General features: G+C 39.3%; 16 protein-coding genes. 10 read left to right on the forward strand and 6 right to left on the reverse strand.

Going from position 1 to position 16,653, the window contains the following annotated elements; all coding sequences use genetic code 11:
• The first annotated feature begins 180 nt into the window (after nt 1-180).
• The 7 genes from MED134_RS03705 to MED134_RS03730 all read left to right on the forward strand — a co-directional run bounded on the left by MED134_RS03705 (nt 181) and on the right by MED134_RS03730 (nt 6,101).
• Entirely contained in the window at nt 181-942 is a 762-nt protein-coding gene (locus MED134_RS03705; protein WP_021778706.1) for a type 1 glutamine amidotransferase domain-containing protein, read from the forward strand.
• Nucleotides 943-962: 20 nt separating this feature from the next.
• Nucleotides 963-1,118 (forward strand): hypothetical protein, encoded by a 156-nt coding sequence (locus tag MED134_RS15245; RefSeq protein WP_158407697.1) that lies wholly within the window; start codon nt 963-965, stop codon nt 1,116-1,118.
• A 49-nt stretch (nt 1,119-1,167) separates the two neighbouring features.
• Nucleotides 1,168-1,647 (forward strand): lipocalin-like domain-containing protein, encoded by a 480-nt coding sequence (locus tag MED134_RS03710; RefSeq protein ID WP_021778705.1) that lies wholly within the window; start codon nt 1,168-1,170, stop codon nt 1,645-1,647.
• 32 nt (nt 1,648-1,679) lie between these two features.
• On the forward strand, nt 1,680-2,153 hold the full coding sequence (locus tag MED134_RS03715) for a hypothetical protein (RefSeq protein WP_021778704.1): 474 nt from the start codon (nt 1,680-1,682) through the stop codon (nt 2,151-2,153).
• A 324-nt stretch (nt 2,154-2,477) separates the two neighbouring features.
• Nucleotides 2,478-3,884, forward strand: a complete 1,407-nt coding sequence (locus tag MED134_RS03720) for a vanadium-dependent haloperoxidase (RefSeq protein ID WP_021778703.1) — start codon at nt 2,478-2,480, stop codon at nt 3,882-3,884.
• A gap of 191 nt (nt 3,885-4,075) precedes the next feature.
• The gene (locus MED134_RS03725; RefSeq protein WP_021778702.1) at nt 4,076-4,906 is read left to right on the forward strand and encodes a DUF6503 family protein; all 831 of its coding nucleotides are present in this window, start codon (nt 4,076-4,078) and stop codon (nt 4,904-4,906) included.
• A gap of 94 nt (nt 4,907-5,000) precedes the next feature.
• Nucleotides 5,001-6,101, forward strand: a complete 1,101-nt coding sequence (locus MED134_RS03730) for a two-component regulator propeller domain-containing protein (RefSeq protein ID WP_021778701.1) — start codon at nt 5,001-5,003, stop codon at nt 6,099-6,101.
• 73 nt (nt 6,102-6,174) lie between these two features.
• Here the strand turns inward: MED134_RS03730 and MED134_RS03735 are convergent, their stop codons facing one another.
• Nucleotides 6,175-9,600, reverse strand: coding sequence for a methylmalonyl-CoA mutase family protein (locus MED134_RS03735; protein WP_021778700.1), 3,426 nt, complete (start codon nt 9,598-9,600; stop codon nt 6,175-6,177).
• A 143-nt stretch (nt 9,601-9,743) separates the two neighbouring features.
• Here MED134_RS03735 and purU point away from each other — a divergent pair, with 143 nt between their 5' ends.
• The 3 genes from purU (at nt 9,744) to MED134_RS15170 (ending at nt 11,675) form a co-directional block, all read left to right on the forward strand.
• The gene (gene purU / locus MED134_RS03740; RefSeq protein ID WP_021778699.1) at nt 9,744-10,598 is read left to right on the forward strand and encodes a formyltetrahydrofolate deformylase; all 855 of its coding nucleotides are present in this window, start codon (nt 9,744-9,746) and stop codon (nt 10,596-10,598) included.
• An 81-nt stretch (nt 10,599-10,679) separates the two neighbouring features.
• Nucleotides 10,680-11,390 carry a DUF4197 domain-containing protein gene (locus MED134_RS03745; RefSeq protein ID WP_021778698.1) on the forward strand — a complete coding sequence of 237 codons (711 nt, stop codon included), beginning with the start codon at nt 10,680-10,682 and terminating at the stop codon, nt 11,388-11,390.
• A 114-nt stretch (nt 11,391-11,504) separates the two neighbouring features.
• Nucleotides 11,505-11,675: a Lacal_2735 family protein gene (locus MED134_RS15170; RefSeq protein ID WP_021778697.1), complete on the forward strand. Its 171-nt coding sequence runs from the start codon at nt 11,505-11,507 to the stop codon at nt 11,673-11,675.
• Here MED134_RS15170 and MED134_RS03750 read toward each other — a convergent pair.
• The 5 genes from MED134_RS03750 to MED134_RS03770 form a co-directional block, all read right to left on the reverse strand.
• On the reverse strand, nt 11,664-12,455 hold the full coding sequence (locus MED134_RS03750) for an ABC transporter substrate-binding protein (RefSeq protein ID WP_021778696.1): 792 nt from the start codon (nt 12,453-12,455) through the stop codon (nt 11,664-11,666). The genes MED134_RS15170 and MED134_RS03750 overlap by 12 nt on opposite strands.
• A gap of 2 nt (nt 12,456-12,457) precedes the next feature.
• The gene (pyrF, locus tag MED134_RS03755; protein WP_021778695.1) at nt 12,458-13,279 is read right to left on the reverse strand and encodes an orotidine-5'-phosphate decarboxylase; all 822 of its coding nucleotides are present in this window, start codon (nt 13,277-13,279) and stop codon (nt 12,458-12,460) included.
• Nucleotides 13,280-13,286: 7 nt separating this feature from the next.
• Nucleotides 13,287-14,366 carry a peptide chain release factor 1 gene (prfA, locus tag MED134_RS03760; protein ID WP_021778694.1) on the reverse strand — a complete coding sequence of 360 codons (1,080 nt, stop codon included), beginning with the start codon at nt 14,364-14,366 and terminating at the stop codon, nt 13,287-13,289.
• A gap of 106 nt (nt 14,367-14,472) precedes the next feature.
• Complete coding sequence (locus MED134_RS15175) at nt 14,473-15,027, reverse strand: hypothetical protein (RefSeq protein WP_158407698.1); 555 nt, start codon at nt 15,025-15,027, stop codon at nt 14,473-14,475.
• A 315-nt stretch (nt 15,028-15,342) separates the two neighbouring features.
• Nucleotides 15,343-16,524, reverse strand: a complete 1,182-nt coding sequence (locus tag MED134_RS03770) for an AIR synthase related protein (protein ID WP_021778692.1) — start codon at nt 16,522-16,524, stop codon at nt 15,343-15,345.
• Nucleotides 16,525-16,653: the final 129 nt, after the last annotated feature.

Consider the following 16,653-nt stretch of genomic DNA (forward strand, 5'->3'; position numbering starts at 1 on the left):
TGAATAAGAAATCAAATTGTTTCTAATAAAAAACACCTCCCTACTCGCAGAGCGATTATTAAAATGACCCACATAGCATTAACAGCTCAGAGCATCTCACTACGGCTTATAGACCTCTCAGACCTGACTTCATAATCACATTACACCACCACCTTATAAAGCCCTCACAACACCTTCTCTATGAAAAAGATAAGTATACTTACAGCAATCATTGCTTGCCTAATGTTTTCTTGTAAAAAGCCCGTAAAAAAAGAAAAAATACTATTTATAACCACTAATGTAGATACGCTAAAAGGCGCACCAAATGGCACATACCTCATAGAGCTAGCCATTCCTTTTCAAACCTTTACAGAGCAGCAACTCGACATAGACATTGTCTCACCGCAAGGAGGCGCAATTCCCATATACCATAGTGGTGATACCACAAGCCTTGTAAAAGAAATTATAAAAACAGATCATTTTATAAACAAGACAGCGCACAGTCTCAAACCCAGCTCGATTAATCCAGATGAGTATCTAGCCGTGATGATACCTGGAGGATATGGACAGTTTTGGGACACACATACTAACCCAGAAATACAAGCTCTTATTGCTCAAATTTATGAGTCTGGCGGGGTTATAGGCAGTGTGGGGCACGGCACAGCGACACTTATAGATGTAACTTTAAGTAATGGCGAGTATCTTGTAAAAGACAAAACTATGACAAGCTTTCCCTCTTGGAACGAAAAAAATATAATGGTACAGTCTGACTATGGCAAGCTACTCCCCTACGATATGGAGGTCCAACTCAAAAAAAGAGGTGCTCATTTAAAAGTTTATAATCACGACAAGAAAATTAATTATGAGATTATAGATGCACAAAATAGGCTAGTCACAGCCTCCTTTGCAAATAGCGGAAAATTTGTAGCACAAGAGGTTTTAAAACTAATCACAAGAGAGTGAATAATTTCACCCCTCACAAAATGAGCAAAGCCCCATCTTTAGTACCACTTGCCATCTACGGCATCACAGCGCTTCTGGCACTTGTGACACTCTTAGACTTTGCGTTGCCTGGCAAGATGTATACAGAAGAGGTAAGTGGAAGGAAATTAAGTAGTCTAAAATTAGACTTATTTTAAAATTACGAACAATATAGTATCTTGAGAAATTAACAAAAAAGATCAAAAAATGAAGAAAATAGTATTCATAATTATATCCATACTAATTTATAACAGCGGCTTCTCTCAAAATTTGACCGAAGATGATTTAATAGGAGAATGGGAATTCATAGAATTACAGGATGAGAATGGAGATAAGCAAACCAAAATTCCGCTTATCCGTTTTGGAAGAGATATGGGTATTGAAAATGTAAATAGAGATAGTTACATTTTTAAAGAAGATGGAACTTATAAAAGTTTTAACCCATTAAATGTCTCTGTGGGCACTTGGTATTTCGATAAAAAAACAAAAGAAATTAACCTAGAACTTCAGATTGCACCAGACCATAAGTTTCTACCTTCACTTAAAAAGGCAAAAATAGTAAAAAAAAGAAAGGACGGTTTTTACTACCAGAAACCAGTTATACGTAAAATACTTATGTACTCAGATGACGCAATGACCATTGCTGATAGAGAAAAATATGTCTTGATTTATAAACGAAAAGAGTAATATAAATTAGTAGGTAAACTTCTACCCCATAAATGCACAACAAACCATCTATAGTACCACTTGCCATCTACGGCATCACAGCGCTTCTGGCACTTGTGACGCTCTTAGACTTTGCGTTGCCAGGCAAGATGTATACAGAAGAGGTTACTCGTGTACAAAAAAAGAAACAGCGGTACTATAACGCTGGTGGCAACTCACACAACTCTTATGAAGTTGTTACGCCAAAACACCAATTTTCGGTAGCAGAGGATATTGCAAAGTCTGCAGAAGGTAAATCTATGAGCTATACCGTCTCTTTACTATGTAAAGAAGTCAATAGCTATAGCATACTCCCGTCGCAAGATCGCAGCATTTACTCGTTTAGGCTTGTCTCTGGGTTTGTGCTTCCGCTGCTGCTGTTGCTAGCCATTGGTATTAAATTTCGCTTTAAGAAGGACCTCAGCATCTTGCTTTTTGTGCTTCAGCTGCTTGTGGTGGGTAATTTTATATGGTTACTCTTCTGGTAAATGAGTTTTAAGGGTATGAATCTTGCTTTCGCGAAAGCGTAATACCCCCATTACACAGCTTGTAAAAAGCACTTAGCCTCGCCGCCCAAATACAATTTATTTAAAAAAAACACTATCTTACATATTATTATACAGACTTTTAGCGTTTGTATATGAGGTAACATCCCTATGTACTACAATTTTTATCCAAACATCTAAGTTGTAGTTAGTAATACCGAGATCTATACCAAGGGTCAATCAAACAAATATGTCCATTTAAAATGTGCGCACTGCTACGGCAACTGCGATGGGCTATTAGTTTGTAATCTTTAAAAACCCTTATATATGAAAACTTCACAAATCAAAGTGTTAGCGATCTTGCTATTTCTCTTTCTGTATGCCTGTGCAGATGATGATGACAACACCACAACAACCACCACTACCCCAGCCGATGATGATCCCATAGCCCTTACAGATCAAACCGCACAGCTCATTACAGAGTGGAGCGACCTCTGGGTGAGCATAGACCAGTTTACTAATAATATGCGCCCTAACACCATCACACGCTCCCTAGCCTACATACACCTTACAGGCTACGAGACCGCCGTGCCTTTTATGGATGGCTATACCTCAAATAATGAGAGACTAGGCGAGCTGGATGTAGATATTAATGAGCTTGAGGATAACGTAAATCTAGATCTTGCACTTAACCGAGCGTATGCGATTGCGTTTGATCATTTTATGTTTAGCATATCGCCAGAGGCACGTGGTGATGTCTTTAGATTTAGAAATAACAAAGAAGAAGAGCTGGAGCAAGGCCTTAGTGATGAAGTAATAAGTAACTCCAGAAGATGGGGAAGACACGTGGCAAGACGCGTTATTGCATACAGCGAGACAGATGAGGCTGGTGAAGAACAAGTGCGAGATCAAACTCCGGCAGACTATGTAGCTCCCGTAGGTGATGGCCTCTGGGCGGCTAGTGATGATGAGGATGCGTGGTTTCCGTACTGGAGAGAGGTACGCGCCTTTGTAATAGAACCCGAAGAAACGAGTAGTACAGACTTTAACTCCTTACTTACTTATAGTGAAGACGCAACAAGTGACTACTATATGAGTATGAGTTCTGTAAATACCATTGCCACCGCCGCTGCAAATGGTGATGATGAAAACCTCTGGATTGCCGAGTTTTGGGCAGATGATGTAGAGGGTATTATGATAAGCCCACCTGGAAGACAGTTTTCTATCGCAAACCAACTTATAGAGCAATATGACCTTGATTTTGACCAAACTCTGGAGTTATTATTGCGTCTTAGTTTTGCTATAAATGACGCAGCCGTGTCTGCTTGGGATGATAAGTACACGTATAACACGCAGCGACCTAGCACCTACATTAATGAGTTTATAGATGAAGACTTTACGACTAATCTTGCGAGATTTGTGGTGGCGCCTAATCCGGCTTTCCCTAGTTATCCTTCTGGCCACGCAACATTTGCAGGAGCAGCGGGAGGGGTATTTATAGACTTTTTTGGCACAGATGCTATAGACTTTACAGACAACACCTACCTAGGTTTTGATTACATTATAGATTTTATAGGCACGCCACGTAGTTATACCTCGTTCAGCGAGATGGCTTCAGAAAATGCTTTTTCTAGAGTACCGCTGGGAGTACATATACAAGAGGACTCAACAGAGGGATTACGCCTAGGCTACGAAATCGCAGATGCTGTAAATGCACTAGATCTTTCTAATTAAAAGATAGCCGCTGGCTTAGCAGTATATCTTACTACAACCACTGTGATGTACTATTGCAGTGGTTTTTTTACGCTTTCGCGAAAGCGGACACCTACACAATGCTAAAAAAATGCTAAACTCCCTTTAAAAAAGCCTCACCACTACACCGGCTATTACATTTGCGCCATATAATCACAGCAAACAACAACCTTATGACTTTAAAAACGACGCTGGGCATTCTCATTGCCCTCATATGTATATCGTGTAATAACACAACACAGCAAACCCCAACAACAACCGAAAATGTTGTAAAAGAAGAAACACCCACTTTTACAAATAAAGGCCACGAACTTGTATACACGATGATGCAAGAAGTAGGCTACTATGCTACGCTAGCCGCAAAAAATGATGTTGTTTACACCTACACGTACCAAACTCCAGACGGACAAAAGGACGTCTCTACAGAGAAATACATCTTTGACGGTGAGTACTCTTATGGATTATATAACACCCACCAGCGCACACTTCCAGAACTAGAAGGCACCATAGAGCAAGGGTATGATGGTAAGGAATACTGGCTTAAAAATGAAGGAACCATAATTACAGATGAGGCTGCGCTTAAGCGTGTAGCCTTTAATAGACCTACTAATTACTACTGGTTTACAATGATGCAAAAACTAGGAGATCCAGGTCTTGTGTATGAATATGTAAAACAACAAATGGTAAACAACATTAACTACGATGTGGTAAAAGTAAGTTTTGAAAGCACTGGAGATAAACCTAAAGATATCTACCAACTGTACATCAACCCTGAGACAAAACGTGTAGATCAATTTTTATTTACAGTGGTAGACTTTGGTGTGACAGACCCATACCTTATGGAAGTAAGTTATGAAGAAGTAGATGGTTTACAAATCCCGACAAAGCGTCGTTACAAAAAATCAGATTGGGACGCTACAGTTACAGATGCACCGTGGATCACAGTAGACTGGACAGATATTACCTTTGATAATGGTCTAGAAAAGAGCTTATTTGTAAAATAATAGATAAGCAGTCAACTAAGATTTGACACTTTTTTGACAGTTGCAAGAGCGCATTGTTTAAAGTTTGGCTTACATTTAATGTAAATCTCTTTAAATGATGCGCTTTTCTATTTACCTACTCATAACCTCACTAGCCGTACTAAGCTATAGCTGTACCTCTCAAAATAAACAAAGAGATATACCAGAAGAAACACCATCTCAAGAAACTAGCCGTATCTCAACACAAGCTCCTGCACAGGATTATAACTTTAATTTGAGTCCGCCGCCATTAAGCCAATTTATACGTAGGATCTTTCAAGATTCTCAAGGTAGCTTATGGATGGGAACTAATGGTGATGGCGTAATACGATATAATGGAACGAGCGTAGACTACTTTTCTATAGACGAAGGTTTTAATGGGGAGGCCGTGCGAGCAATTCTGGAGGATAAAGATGGTACACTTTGGTTTGGGACCAATCGAGGTCTTGTAAGCTATGATTTGAATACCACTTCAACTACCGACACACCTTCTTTTAAAAACTATGCAGAAGCGCAGGGACTCACAGGAAATAATATCTGGAGTATGTTACTAGATTCAAAAGGAACCTTATGGATAGGCGCTGTGAGTGGCATAAACACCTATGACGGAACAACATTTACTCCTTTCCCGTTACCAGAAACCAGTGTAGATAATTCTCGTGGTGTCTCAAGTACGACCATTGTGCATAGCATAATGGAGGATACAAAAGGACAGCTTTGGTTTGCCTCAAATGGTGGTGCTTTTATATGGGATGGCAATACGCTAGATACCCTGAGCACCAAAGACGGTCTCGCAGGTAATAATGTAAATGATATGCTAGAAGACCGCACAGGTAATATCTGGTTTGCAACACACCATAAAGGTGTGAGCCGTTATGATGGAACTAAGTTTACAAACTTTACTACAGATGGAGCGATTACAGGAGAAGAAGTGTGGAGCCTCTTTGAAGATTCAAAAGGAAACATCTGGTTTCCTGCCGAAAATGCTGGGGTATACAAATACGATGGTAATAGCTTTACTAATTATAATGAGAACGATGGCTTACAAAGCAATGCTATCCAGACCATTTATGAGGATGCCACAGGCACCATCTGGCTAGGTGGATATCAGGGGCTTTCTAGGTTAAAAGGTGATAAGATCATACCCGTCACAGAAAGTGGCCCGTGGAAGGATTAAGCAGATCAAGATTACTCAAAAACAAAAAAGGCGACCATACGGTCGCCTTTTTATTAACTATCATCTCGTAGTATTACATATTACGTCTGTACTGCCCTCCTACTTCAAAGAGCGCACTTGTGATTTGCCCTAGTGAGCACACCTTAGTTGCTTCCATAAGTTCTTCAAAAATGTTGCGGTTATTAATCGCTGCATCTTGAATTTTTGCAAGCTCTGCTTCTATCTTATCTGCTTTTTCCTTGTGGAGGTTTTCTAGCATTTCGATTTGATATTGCTTCTCCTCTTCGGTAGCTCTAATTACTTCAGCTGGGCGTACTGTTGGACTTCCTTTTGAACTCAAGAAGGTGTTTACTCCTATAATTGGGAACTCACCGTTATGCTTAAGCGTTTCATAATACAAGCTCTCTTCTTGTATTTTAGAACGCTGGTACATCGTCTCCATCGCTCCTAGTACACCACCACGCTCTGTTATTCTGTCAAATTCTAGTAAGACTGCCTCTTCGACAAGCTCTGTAAGTTCTTCTATAATAAATGATCCCTGTATTGGGTTTTCGTTTTTAGTAAGTCCTAGCTCTTTATTGATAATAAGCTGGATTGCCATTGCACGACGTACACTCTCTTCTGTAGGCGTTGTGATAGCCTCATCATAAGCATTTGTGTGTAGCGAATTACAGTTATCATAAATCGCATACAAGGCTTGCAAGGTTGTACGTATGTCGTTAAAGTCAATCTCTTGTGCGTGTAAGCTACGTCCAGATGTCTGGATGTGATACTTAAGCATTTGTGCACGTGAGTTTGCTTTATACTTTTCCTTCATTGCCTTTGCCCAAATCTTACGAGCAACACGACCTATGACCGCATATTCTGGATCGATTCCGTTTGAGAAAAAGAACGATAAGTTAGGACCAAATTTATTGATATCCATTCCACGGCTTAGGTAGTACTCTACATACGTAAATCCGTTAGATAATGTAAGCGCTAGTTGTGTGATAGGGTTTGCTCCTGCCTCTGCAATGTGATATCCAGAGATAGACACACTATAGAAGTTACGCACTTTTTGCTCGATAAAGTACTCTTGTACATCACCCATCAAGCGCAGTGCAAACTCTGTAGAAAAGATACACGTATTTTGCGCTTGATCTTCTTTAAGAATATCTGCTTGTACCGTACCACGCACTTGTGTGAGGGTTTCAACTTTTATGCGGTTATACACATCTGCTGGGAGTACTTGGTCACCAGTTACTCCAAGTAACATTAATCCTAGACCATCATTTCCTTCTGGAAGATCACCTTGGTATGCAGGACGTGTTTTTCCTTTATAGATAGCTGCAATCTTTGCTTCTACCTCTGCTTCTAGTCCGTTTTCTTTTATATACTTCTCACAATTTTGATCTATAGCGGCATTCATAAAGAAACCTAGCAACATAGGTGCAGGTCCGTTTATCGTCATACTTACAGAAGTCATTGCGTGACTTAAGTCAAAACCAGAGTACAATTTCTTTGCATCATCAAGACAGCAAATACTCACTCCCGCGTTACCTATCTTACCATAAATATCTGGACGGTGACCTGGATCATTACCATATAAAGTTACCGAGTCAAAAGCGGTACTTAATCGCTTAGCCGGCATTCCTAAACTCACGTAGTGAAAACGTTTGTTTGTGCGCTCTGGTCCTCCTTCTCCTGCAAACATACGTGTAGGATCTTCTCCCGTACGTTTAAAAGGATAGAGTCCCGCAGTGTATGGGAATTCTCCCGGTACATTTTCTTGTAAACACCAGATTAAAATATCTCCCCAAGCTTGATACTTTGGCAAGGCTACCTTAGGTATTTCTGTATGTGATAATGAGGCACTGTGCGTAGGGATTTTAATCTCCTTGTCTCTTACCTTAAAGGTATACACAGGCGCTTTGTATCTATTTACTTTCTCATCCCAACCGGTTATAATCTCCCAGTTGTACGGATCAAGATCCATTTTTTTACGGTCAAACTGTGCCAGCAACAACTTGACAAGATCTTTATCTTCTTCGGTAGTTTCGGCGGCGAAGTCTGTGATTTGTAAACCTGCTTTGTCAAGCGCTGGAGTAACTCCTGCTATGGTCTCGATGGTTTTAAATATTCCGTAGAGACGTTGTGCTGTTTCTTGTTGCGCTTTCGCGAAAGCGTCATACCCTCTATTACTCTCTGCAATCTCGCTCAGGTAACGTGTACGCGCTGGAGGTATTACAAAGATCTTCTCACTCATCTCCTGGCTTATCTCAAAAGTACTCGTAAGATCTGCCTCGTTTACCGTGTTTACCTTTTCCATTATACGCTTGTAAAGCGTGTTCATCCCTGGGTCGTTAAACTGGCTTGCAATTGTTCCAAAAACTGGCAACTCATCTTGCGGTGTATCCCACAAGTTATTGTTGCGCATATATTGTTTCTTAACATCACGTAGCGCATCTAGCGATCCACGCTTGTCAAATTTGTTTATCGCAACGAGATCTGCAAAGTCTAGCATATCTATTTTCTCGAGCTGCGTAGCTGCACCAAATTCTGGTGTCATCACATAAAGCGACACATCGCTATGCTCTAGTATCTCTGTATCTGACTGCCCAATACCTGATGTCTCAAGGATGATTAAATCATACTCTGCTGCTTTAAGTACTTCTATAGCTTCGCCTACATACTTAGATAGTGCGAGGTTACTCTGTCTCGTAGCCAGCGAGCGCATATACACACGCTCATTGTTAATCGCATTCATACGGATACGGTCACCTAGTAAGGCACCACCCGTTTTACGCTTAGAAGGATCTACAGAAATAAGACCAATAGTCTTCTCAGGAAAATCAATAAGAAATCTACGCACCAGCTCATCTACTAGTGAAGATTTACCTGCACCTCCAGTACCAGTAATACCAAGTACGGGTGTGAGTGAAGATTCATTCTTTTTATGAATTGCATCAAGCGTATCTTTTGCAACCTCTGGAAAGTTTTCGGCAGCAGAGATTACTCTGGCTATAGCCGTAGGTACTTTATCACTAAGTTGAGAAGCTTGATTATCTAGCTTATCTCCTATGGCATAATCAGACTGCTGTACAAGGTCATTAATCATCCCCTGTAACCCCATCGCACGGCCATCATCTGGAGAATAGATACGAGTAATCCCGTAATCCATAAGCTCCTTAATCTCTTCTGGAAGTATCACACCACCTCCTCCACCGAAGATTTTAATATGCCCCGCACCTTTCTCTTTAAGAAGGTCGTACATATATTTAAAATACTCATTGTGACCTCCTTGATAAGAGGTCATTGCAATGGCATTTGCATCTTCTTGTATGGCAGTATTTACTACTTCTTCTACACTACGGTCGTGACCTAAATGTATTACCTCAACACCGGTACTTTGTATAATACGGCGCATAATATTTATCGCGGCATCGTGTCCGTCAAAAAGGGAAGCAGCAGTTACTATTCTAACTTTATGCTTAGGAGTATAAGGAGTGGCTTGTTCCATCTGTAATTTTAAGTATGTATAACGATGTAAATTTACGTAATATTCAATAATAAAGCGAGTTGAATATGAATTACACAAAAAGTAATCTACATAACAGATTTATGTTATAATATGTGCAATTTAGGGGTCACAAAACCAATGATATGGCACATCTTACCTTACTTATACACTGTAAAGATCAAAAGGGAATTATCGCCTCGGTGACCAATTTCATTTTAGAAAACGAAGGAAACACCACCTATATAGATCAGCACGTAGATGCGGTGGCAAATGTATTTTTTATGCGCCTTGAGTGTGTATTTACAAATGCTTCTTTTAACACTGCACAGTTTAAAGCAGCTTTTAAAGAAAAGCTGGCAACTCCCTTTGAGATGCAATGGCAACTTTATCCCGCTACGCAAAAACTCAGAATGGCCATTTTTGTGTCAAAGTATGATCACTGCCTTTATGATATACTAGGCCGCTACAACGCTGGCGAGCTTAACATAGACATCCCTTTTATCATAAGTAACCATAGCGATCTCGCACATATTGCGTCAAATTTTGACATCCCTTTTTATCACATACCTGTGACAAAAGATACCAAAGCTGCTGCAGAGCAAGAACAGCTTAAACTACTCAAAGCACATCAGGTAGACTTTATTGTACTAGCTCGCTATATGCAAATCGTAACGCCTACGGTAATAAATGAATTTCCGCATCGCATTATAAACATACACCACTCTTTCTTACCTGCCTTTGTGGGTGCAAAACCTTATCACGCGGCCTTTGCTCGCGGTGTAAAAATTATAGGCACCACCAGCCACTACGTCACAGAAGAGTTAGACGCAGGTCCCATCATCGAGCAAGACACCATACGTGTAACCCACAGCCACACCATTCCAGACCTCATTGCAAAAGGTAGAGACCTAGAGAAAATCGTACTCTCAAGAGCTATAAAATTACACGCACAGCATAAATGCTTTGTGTATGGTAATAAGACGATAATTTTCACATAAAAGAAATGAATAAGCTGGGTTACGCTTTCGCGAAAGCGTAATTATCAATTATATTTACCACAATACTTAAATGACATTATTATGAAAAAGATCATCGCTGTACTCGTTTTATTTTCACTCATTTCTTGTGCCGAATTACAAGGCGTTATAGATGGGCTTCCTGGTGAGTCTGGATTGCCTGGCATAGATAACCAGATGATAGGTAATGGACTTAAACAAGCACTTGATTTTGGGATTGATAAGCAAGTGACAAAACTTACTTCTACAGATGGTTTTTATAAAAACGAACTCGTAAAAATTTTGCTTCCAGAAGAGTTACAAAAAGTAGATAATACCTTAAGAGCTATAGGTCTAGGTAAACTAGCAGACGAAGGCATAAAAGCCCTTAACCGCGCTGCCGAAGATGCTGTAAGTGAGGCTACGCCAATCTTTGTAGACGCGGTGAAGCAAATTACCTTTAATGATGTGCGTACCATTTTACTAGGTACAGATGATGCCGCAACTCAATATCTAGAAGGAAAAACAAACACGGCATTGTATAATAAATTCAACCCTGTTATTAAAAATAGCTTTGCAAAAGTAGGTGCAGATCAAATCTGGACAAACCTCATCACAAAGTATAATGACTTACCTCTTACAAATAATGTAAATCCCGATCTTACAGATTATGTAACGCAACAAGCGCTACAAGGTGTGTACACAATGATTGCTGTAGAGGAGAAAGAAATAAGAACAAAAACACAAAGCAGAACTACAGATTTACTTAAGCGCGTGTTTGCATTACAAGATTAACAAGTTTAATCCTACATTAATCGCTTGATTTTTATGTAGTTATAACATTTTGGTTTGGTTTTTTTTTTTACATTTAATGTATGTAAAAAAATCCCCTTAACTAATTAATCAAGTATGACTACTGTTGCCTCAAAACACAAGCGCCTCAAATCTTTTATGCAACGTAAGCACAAGAAACTCGTAGAGGAGTCTTATAATATAATGTATACAGATCACGAAAAAAGTGACGTACTCACCTATGAAGCCTTACAGCTGGATAAAAAGATTAAGTTTTTAAAGTTTTAAGCGCTTAGATAAGCTCGTAAAATAGGGAAAGGCTTTTATGAGCCTACTCCCATACCAAGAAAAATACTCACCATCTACAAGTACAACTTGTGCGGTGGTCTTTTTTTGAAACGCTTCTATATGCTTTTCTGAGAAAGGAAATGGCTCCGAAGACAAAAACACATAATCTAAGTCTTTGAGATCTTGTTCGGTAACTGTAGGATACCTTCCTTCTTTATTTTTAAATGCATTTACAAAACCGAGTTCCTCTAAGATGTGATGTATAAAGGTATCATCACCTACAACCATAAGCGGCTCTTGCCATATAAAATAGCCTACTTTAAGGGTGTTAATGGGGTTTGTTATGCTTTCGCGAAAGCGTTCTTGCTCTTCTTTAATGCGAGTTGTGATTGCTGTAGCACGTTGAGTCACATTAAAAATAGTACCATATTGTATAATCAGATTGTGAGCATCTTGAAGCGTCTTAACATCAGATAGGTGTACGGTTGCAATATCTTGCAGTATGCGAACCATCTCCTCTGTATTTTCTTCTTTATTACAAAGTATGATATCAGGTTGTAGTGCCTTAATCTTATCATAATGCACTTGCTTTGTACCTCCCACAACGCTTACTTCATTGCGCAAAGTCACTGGGTGAACACAGAATTTTGTAATACCTACAAGTGAAGATTGTAAACCGAGATCTACCAGTAGCTCTGTCTGGCTAGGCACTAAGGAGACGATGCGCACAGGCGTATGATCAAAAGTAAGGGATCGCCCCATCTGATCTACTATGTGCATCTCTAGCTGTTTTGAACTAAAATCTCTTGCATTTCTGACTGCATTTGCTGGGCAACATTACGTGCTGCAATGGCAAAATCTTCTCCTTGAGAATTATAGATAATCCCTCTAGAAGAATTAACTAGAAGACCTATATCTTCTGTCATACCATATCTACATACTTCACGCAAGCTACCTCCTTGTGCTCCTACACCAGGCACAAGCAAGAAAGCTTCTGGTATGATCGCTCTTATATCTGTAAGATACTCTGCCTTGGTCGCACCTACTACATACATAAGCTGGTCACTATTTTCATAGCTCTTAGAAGTCTCAAGTACGTGCTTATATAGCTCTTGCCCTTCTATAGTCTGGGTCTGGAAGTCAAAGGCACCTTGGTTAGACGTAAGTGCTAGCATTATAGTATGCTTATCTTTAAAAGCGAGAAAAGGTTCTACAGAGTCTTTTCCCATATAAGGCGCTACGGTAACTGAGTCAAAATTAAGATCTTCAAAAAAGGCTTTTGCATATCGTGTAGATGTATTGCCTATATCACCACGCTTTGCATCTGCAATGGTGAATTGCTCTGGGTAGGTTTCATTAATATAATTAATGGTTTTCTCCAGCGCCTTCCAGCCCTTAAGACCATAAGCCTCATAAAATGCCGTGTTAGGTTTGTAACCTACACATAGATCTTGAGTCGCATCTATAATGGCTTTATTAAAAGCAAAGATGGGATCTTCTTCTTTTAATAAGTGCTTAGGTATTTTATCAAGATCTGTATCTAGACCTACAATAAGAAAAGATTGTTTCTTTTTAATCTGCGAGATAAGATCTTCTGTCTTCATTGTGTGCTTATAATTCTCCTTCGGTGAACTTGAGTTTTTCTGTATTTTCTACAAGTCTTAACTCTTCTAGTATTTTTTGAATATCTCCATTTATAATGTTTTGGAGATCGTATAAGGTTAGGCCTATACGGTGGTCTGTCACACGTCCTTGTGGATAGTTGTAGGTACGTATTTTTGCACTACGGTCACCACTACTTACTTGTGAGTTACGCTTTGCAGCATCTTCTTCTTGCTTTTTTGCAAGTTCAAGATCATATAGACGCGAGCGTAGTACTTTAAAGGCTTTCTCTTTGTTTTTGTGTTGTGATTTTTGATCTTGACACTGTGCTACAAGTCCTGTAGGGATGTGTGTTAATCGTACTGCAGAGTAGGTTGTGTTTACAGACTGCCCTCCTGGCCCCGATGAACAGAAAAAGTCTACACGTACATCTTTAGGCTCTATTTGTACATCAAACTCTTCGGCTTCTGGAAGTACCATTACTGTAGCAGCACTGGTGTGCACACGACCTTGAGTTTCTGTCTGAGGTACACGTTGTACACGGTGCACTCCAGCCTCAAACTTCATTGTACCGTACACATCTTGACCTGTAATCTCAAACTGGATTTCTTTAAATCCTCCAGAGGTACCCTCTGAGTAGTCTACCGTGCTGTGTTTCCACCCAGGTACGCTATCTACATACTTAGTGTACATTCTGTAAAGATCTCCTGCAAAGATACTTGCCTCGTCACCACCGGTTCCCGCACGTATTTCTACTACGACGTTTTTGGCATCTTCTGGATCTTTTGGGATAAGCATCATTCTGATTTTTTCCTCAAGTTCAGGAATACCAGATTTTGCTTCTTCGTATTGCATTTTTGCCATTTCAACCATCTCGGCATCGCTACCGTCTGCTATGATTTCTTCGGCTTCTTTAAAATTATCTGTAAGCTCAATATATTCTTCACGCACATCCATTAGTGCTTTTAAGTCACTATACTCCTTGTTAAGAGAGACATAACGTTTTTGATCTGATATAATATCTGGCTGTATGATAAGGTCACTTACCTCATCAAAACGCTGCTTTACTATCTGTAATTTTTCTAACATCTACTTTCTATAATAAGTAGCGAATTTACGATAATTTAAGCAAGGTATGAAAGGGAAATGGGCGTTAGTATGCTTTCGCGAAAGCGTAAAAAAAGAGAATCAATATCTAGAGCATACTTTTGAGGAGTTCCTTATCCTCACGTTCTCCACGTACATCTAAAACGGTATGTATGAAAAATGATAAGCCCAGCGTTGCACCTACAAAGTCTATATAGTAGAAAAAGCGCATATTAAAATAATATCCTAAAAGAGAGGACACGTCTGAAATGATCATACAGAAAACAAAAAACAAAAATGTGAGTGATCTATCACTATTTACGACTTGATTGTATAAAACAGCCACCGCCCCTAGTAAGGTGATGATAATGCCTAAAAGAAATATTAAACTTGCCTGAAACGATCCATCATAACTATCCTTAACCATCCTAATAAGCTCGTTGAGCATAAACAGGTTAAGTATTACGAAAAGAAAAGTACAGATAATCGCAATTTTATCCCTGGCCAATACTTGTATCATATCTAAACGCTTGACACAAATGAGACCATATGCTAGACATCCTAAAGTTATATAGGCAATTTGACCAAGACTATTACCGTAGTAAAAAACAGAAATTTCTCTTAGCAAAAACATCCCAAGTATAGTAACTATGAGTATGCGCACTCTTAAGGTATGAACAAGGTAGTAAAGTATAAAGATGACTAAGGTGAAAATCTGGACATACCTGAGAAATCTAACCTCTCTCATATAGTAAAGAGAAATCACATTGAGAGCTACCAAAAAGATGGTTAACAGCGGTAATTTACTCCACAAGTTACTTAGCGAGAATTTCATTTATTTCTTAATTAGTAGGGAACTTAGATACCTTAAAAATTAAGCACTAAGCGTATTAAATATACTAATTTTAGTTTCAAAACAAACGAATCTTCCTACACTATTTAACTATTAACTAGCTAGCAACCTTAATGTTACAAATTATTAATATGTAAAATCACCGTGAACACTGTGTATACTAAGTTTTTTACCAGAAGGTGAATCTTCTACCCTACCTACTATTTGTGCATCTACATTATAAGATTTTGATATGGCAATAAGATCATCTGCCACCTCTTGAGGGCAATAAATCTCCATACGGTGACCCATATTAAAGACTTGATACATCTCTTTCCAGTCTGTGCCACTCTCCTCTTGAATTAATTTAAACAAAGGTGGTGTATCAAAAAGGTTATCTTTTATAATGTGTAGGTTTTCTACAAAGTGTAAAATTTTAGTTTGTGCTCCTCCACTACAGTGCACCATACCGTGTATACTACCTGACTTATATTTAGATAGTATATCTTTTATAATAGGTGCATATGTTCTAGTAGGAGATAATACAAGTTTACCAGCATCTATAGGACTATCTGTAACTGCGTCTGTAAGTTTTTTTGAACCACTGTACACTAAATCTTCTGGTACTGCTGCGTCAAAGCTTTCTGGATACTTTTGGGCCAGGTAGTTGTCAAAAACGTCGTGACGAGCAGAGGTAAGACCATTACTTCCCATCCCACCGTTATATGAGGTCTCATAACTAGCTTGACCAAAAGATGCTAGACCTACAATTACATCACCAGGAGTGATATTTGCATTATCTATCACATCGCTACGCTTCATTCTTGCCGTTACTGTAGAGTCTACAATAATCGTGCGCACAAGATCACCCACATCTGCCGTTTCTCCACCCGTACTGTGTATGGTTACACCGTATGACTTAAGCTCTTCTAGTAACTCTTCAGATCCATTAATAATAGCCGAAATTACTTCGCCCGGTATTAAATTCTTATTACGCCCTATGGTAGAAGATAACATTATATGGTCTGTAGCACCTACACAGAGTAGGTCATCTATATTCATAATGAGCGCATCTTGAGCAATACCTTTCCATACAGAGATGTCTCCCGTTTCTTTCCAATACATATATGCCAGTGCAGATTTTGTCCCTGCACCGTCTGCGTGCATCACGAGGCAATAATCATCATCGCCTGTAAGTGCATCTGGTACGATTTTACAAAATGCTTTGGGAAATAAGCCTTTGTCTACATTTTTAATCGCGTTGTGAACATCTTCTTTGCCAGCAGATACTCCGCGCTGTGCATATCGTTTAGAAATTTCTTGGCTCATTAGGTAGATTTTATGGCGCAAAAATAGGGATTAATTAATGAGAGGTAAAATAGACTAGCCTGCAGTTATAAACTATTTGTAAAATGTGGCGGGTTGTTGTTATTACGCTTTCGCAAAAGCGTAAAATAG

Source organism: Dokdonia sp. MED134 (assembly GCF_000152925.2).
In the GTDB taxonomy this organism is placed as follows: Bacteria; Bacteroidota; Bacteroidia; order Flavobacteriales; family Flavobacteriaceae; genus Dokdonia.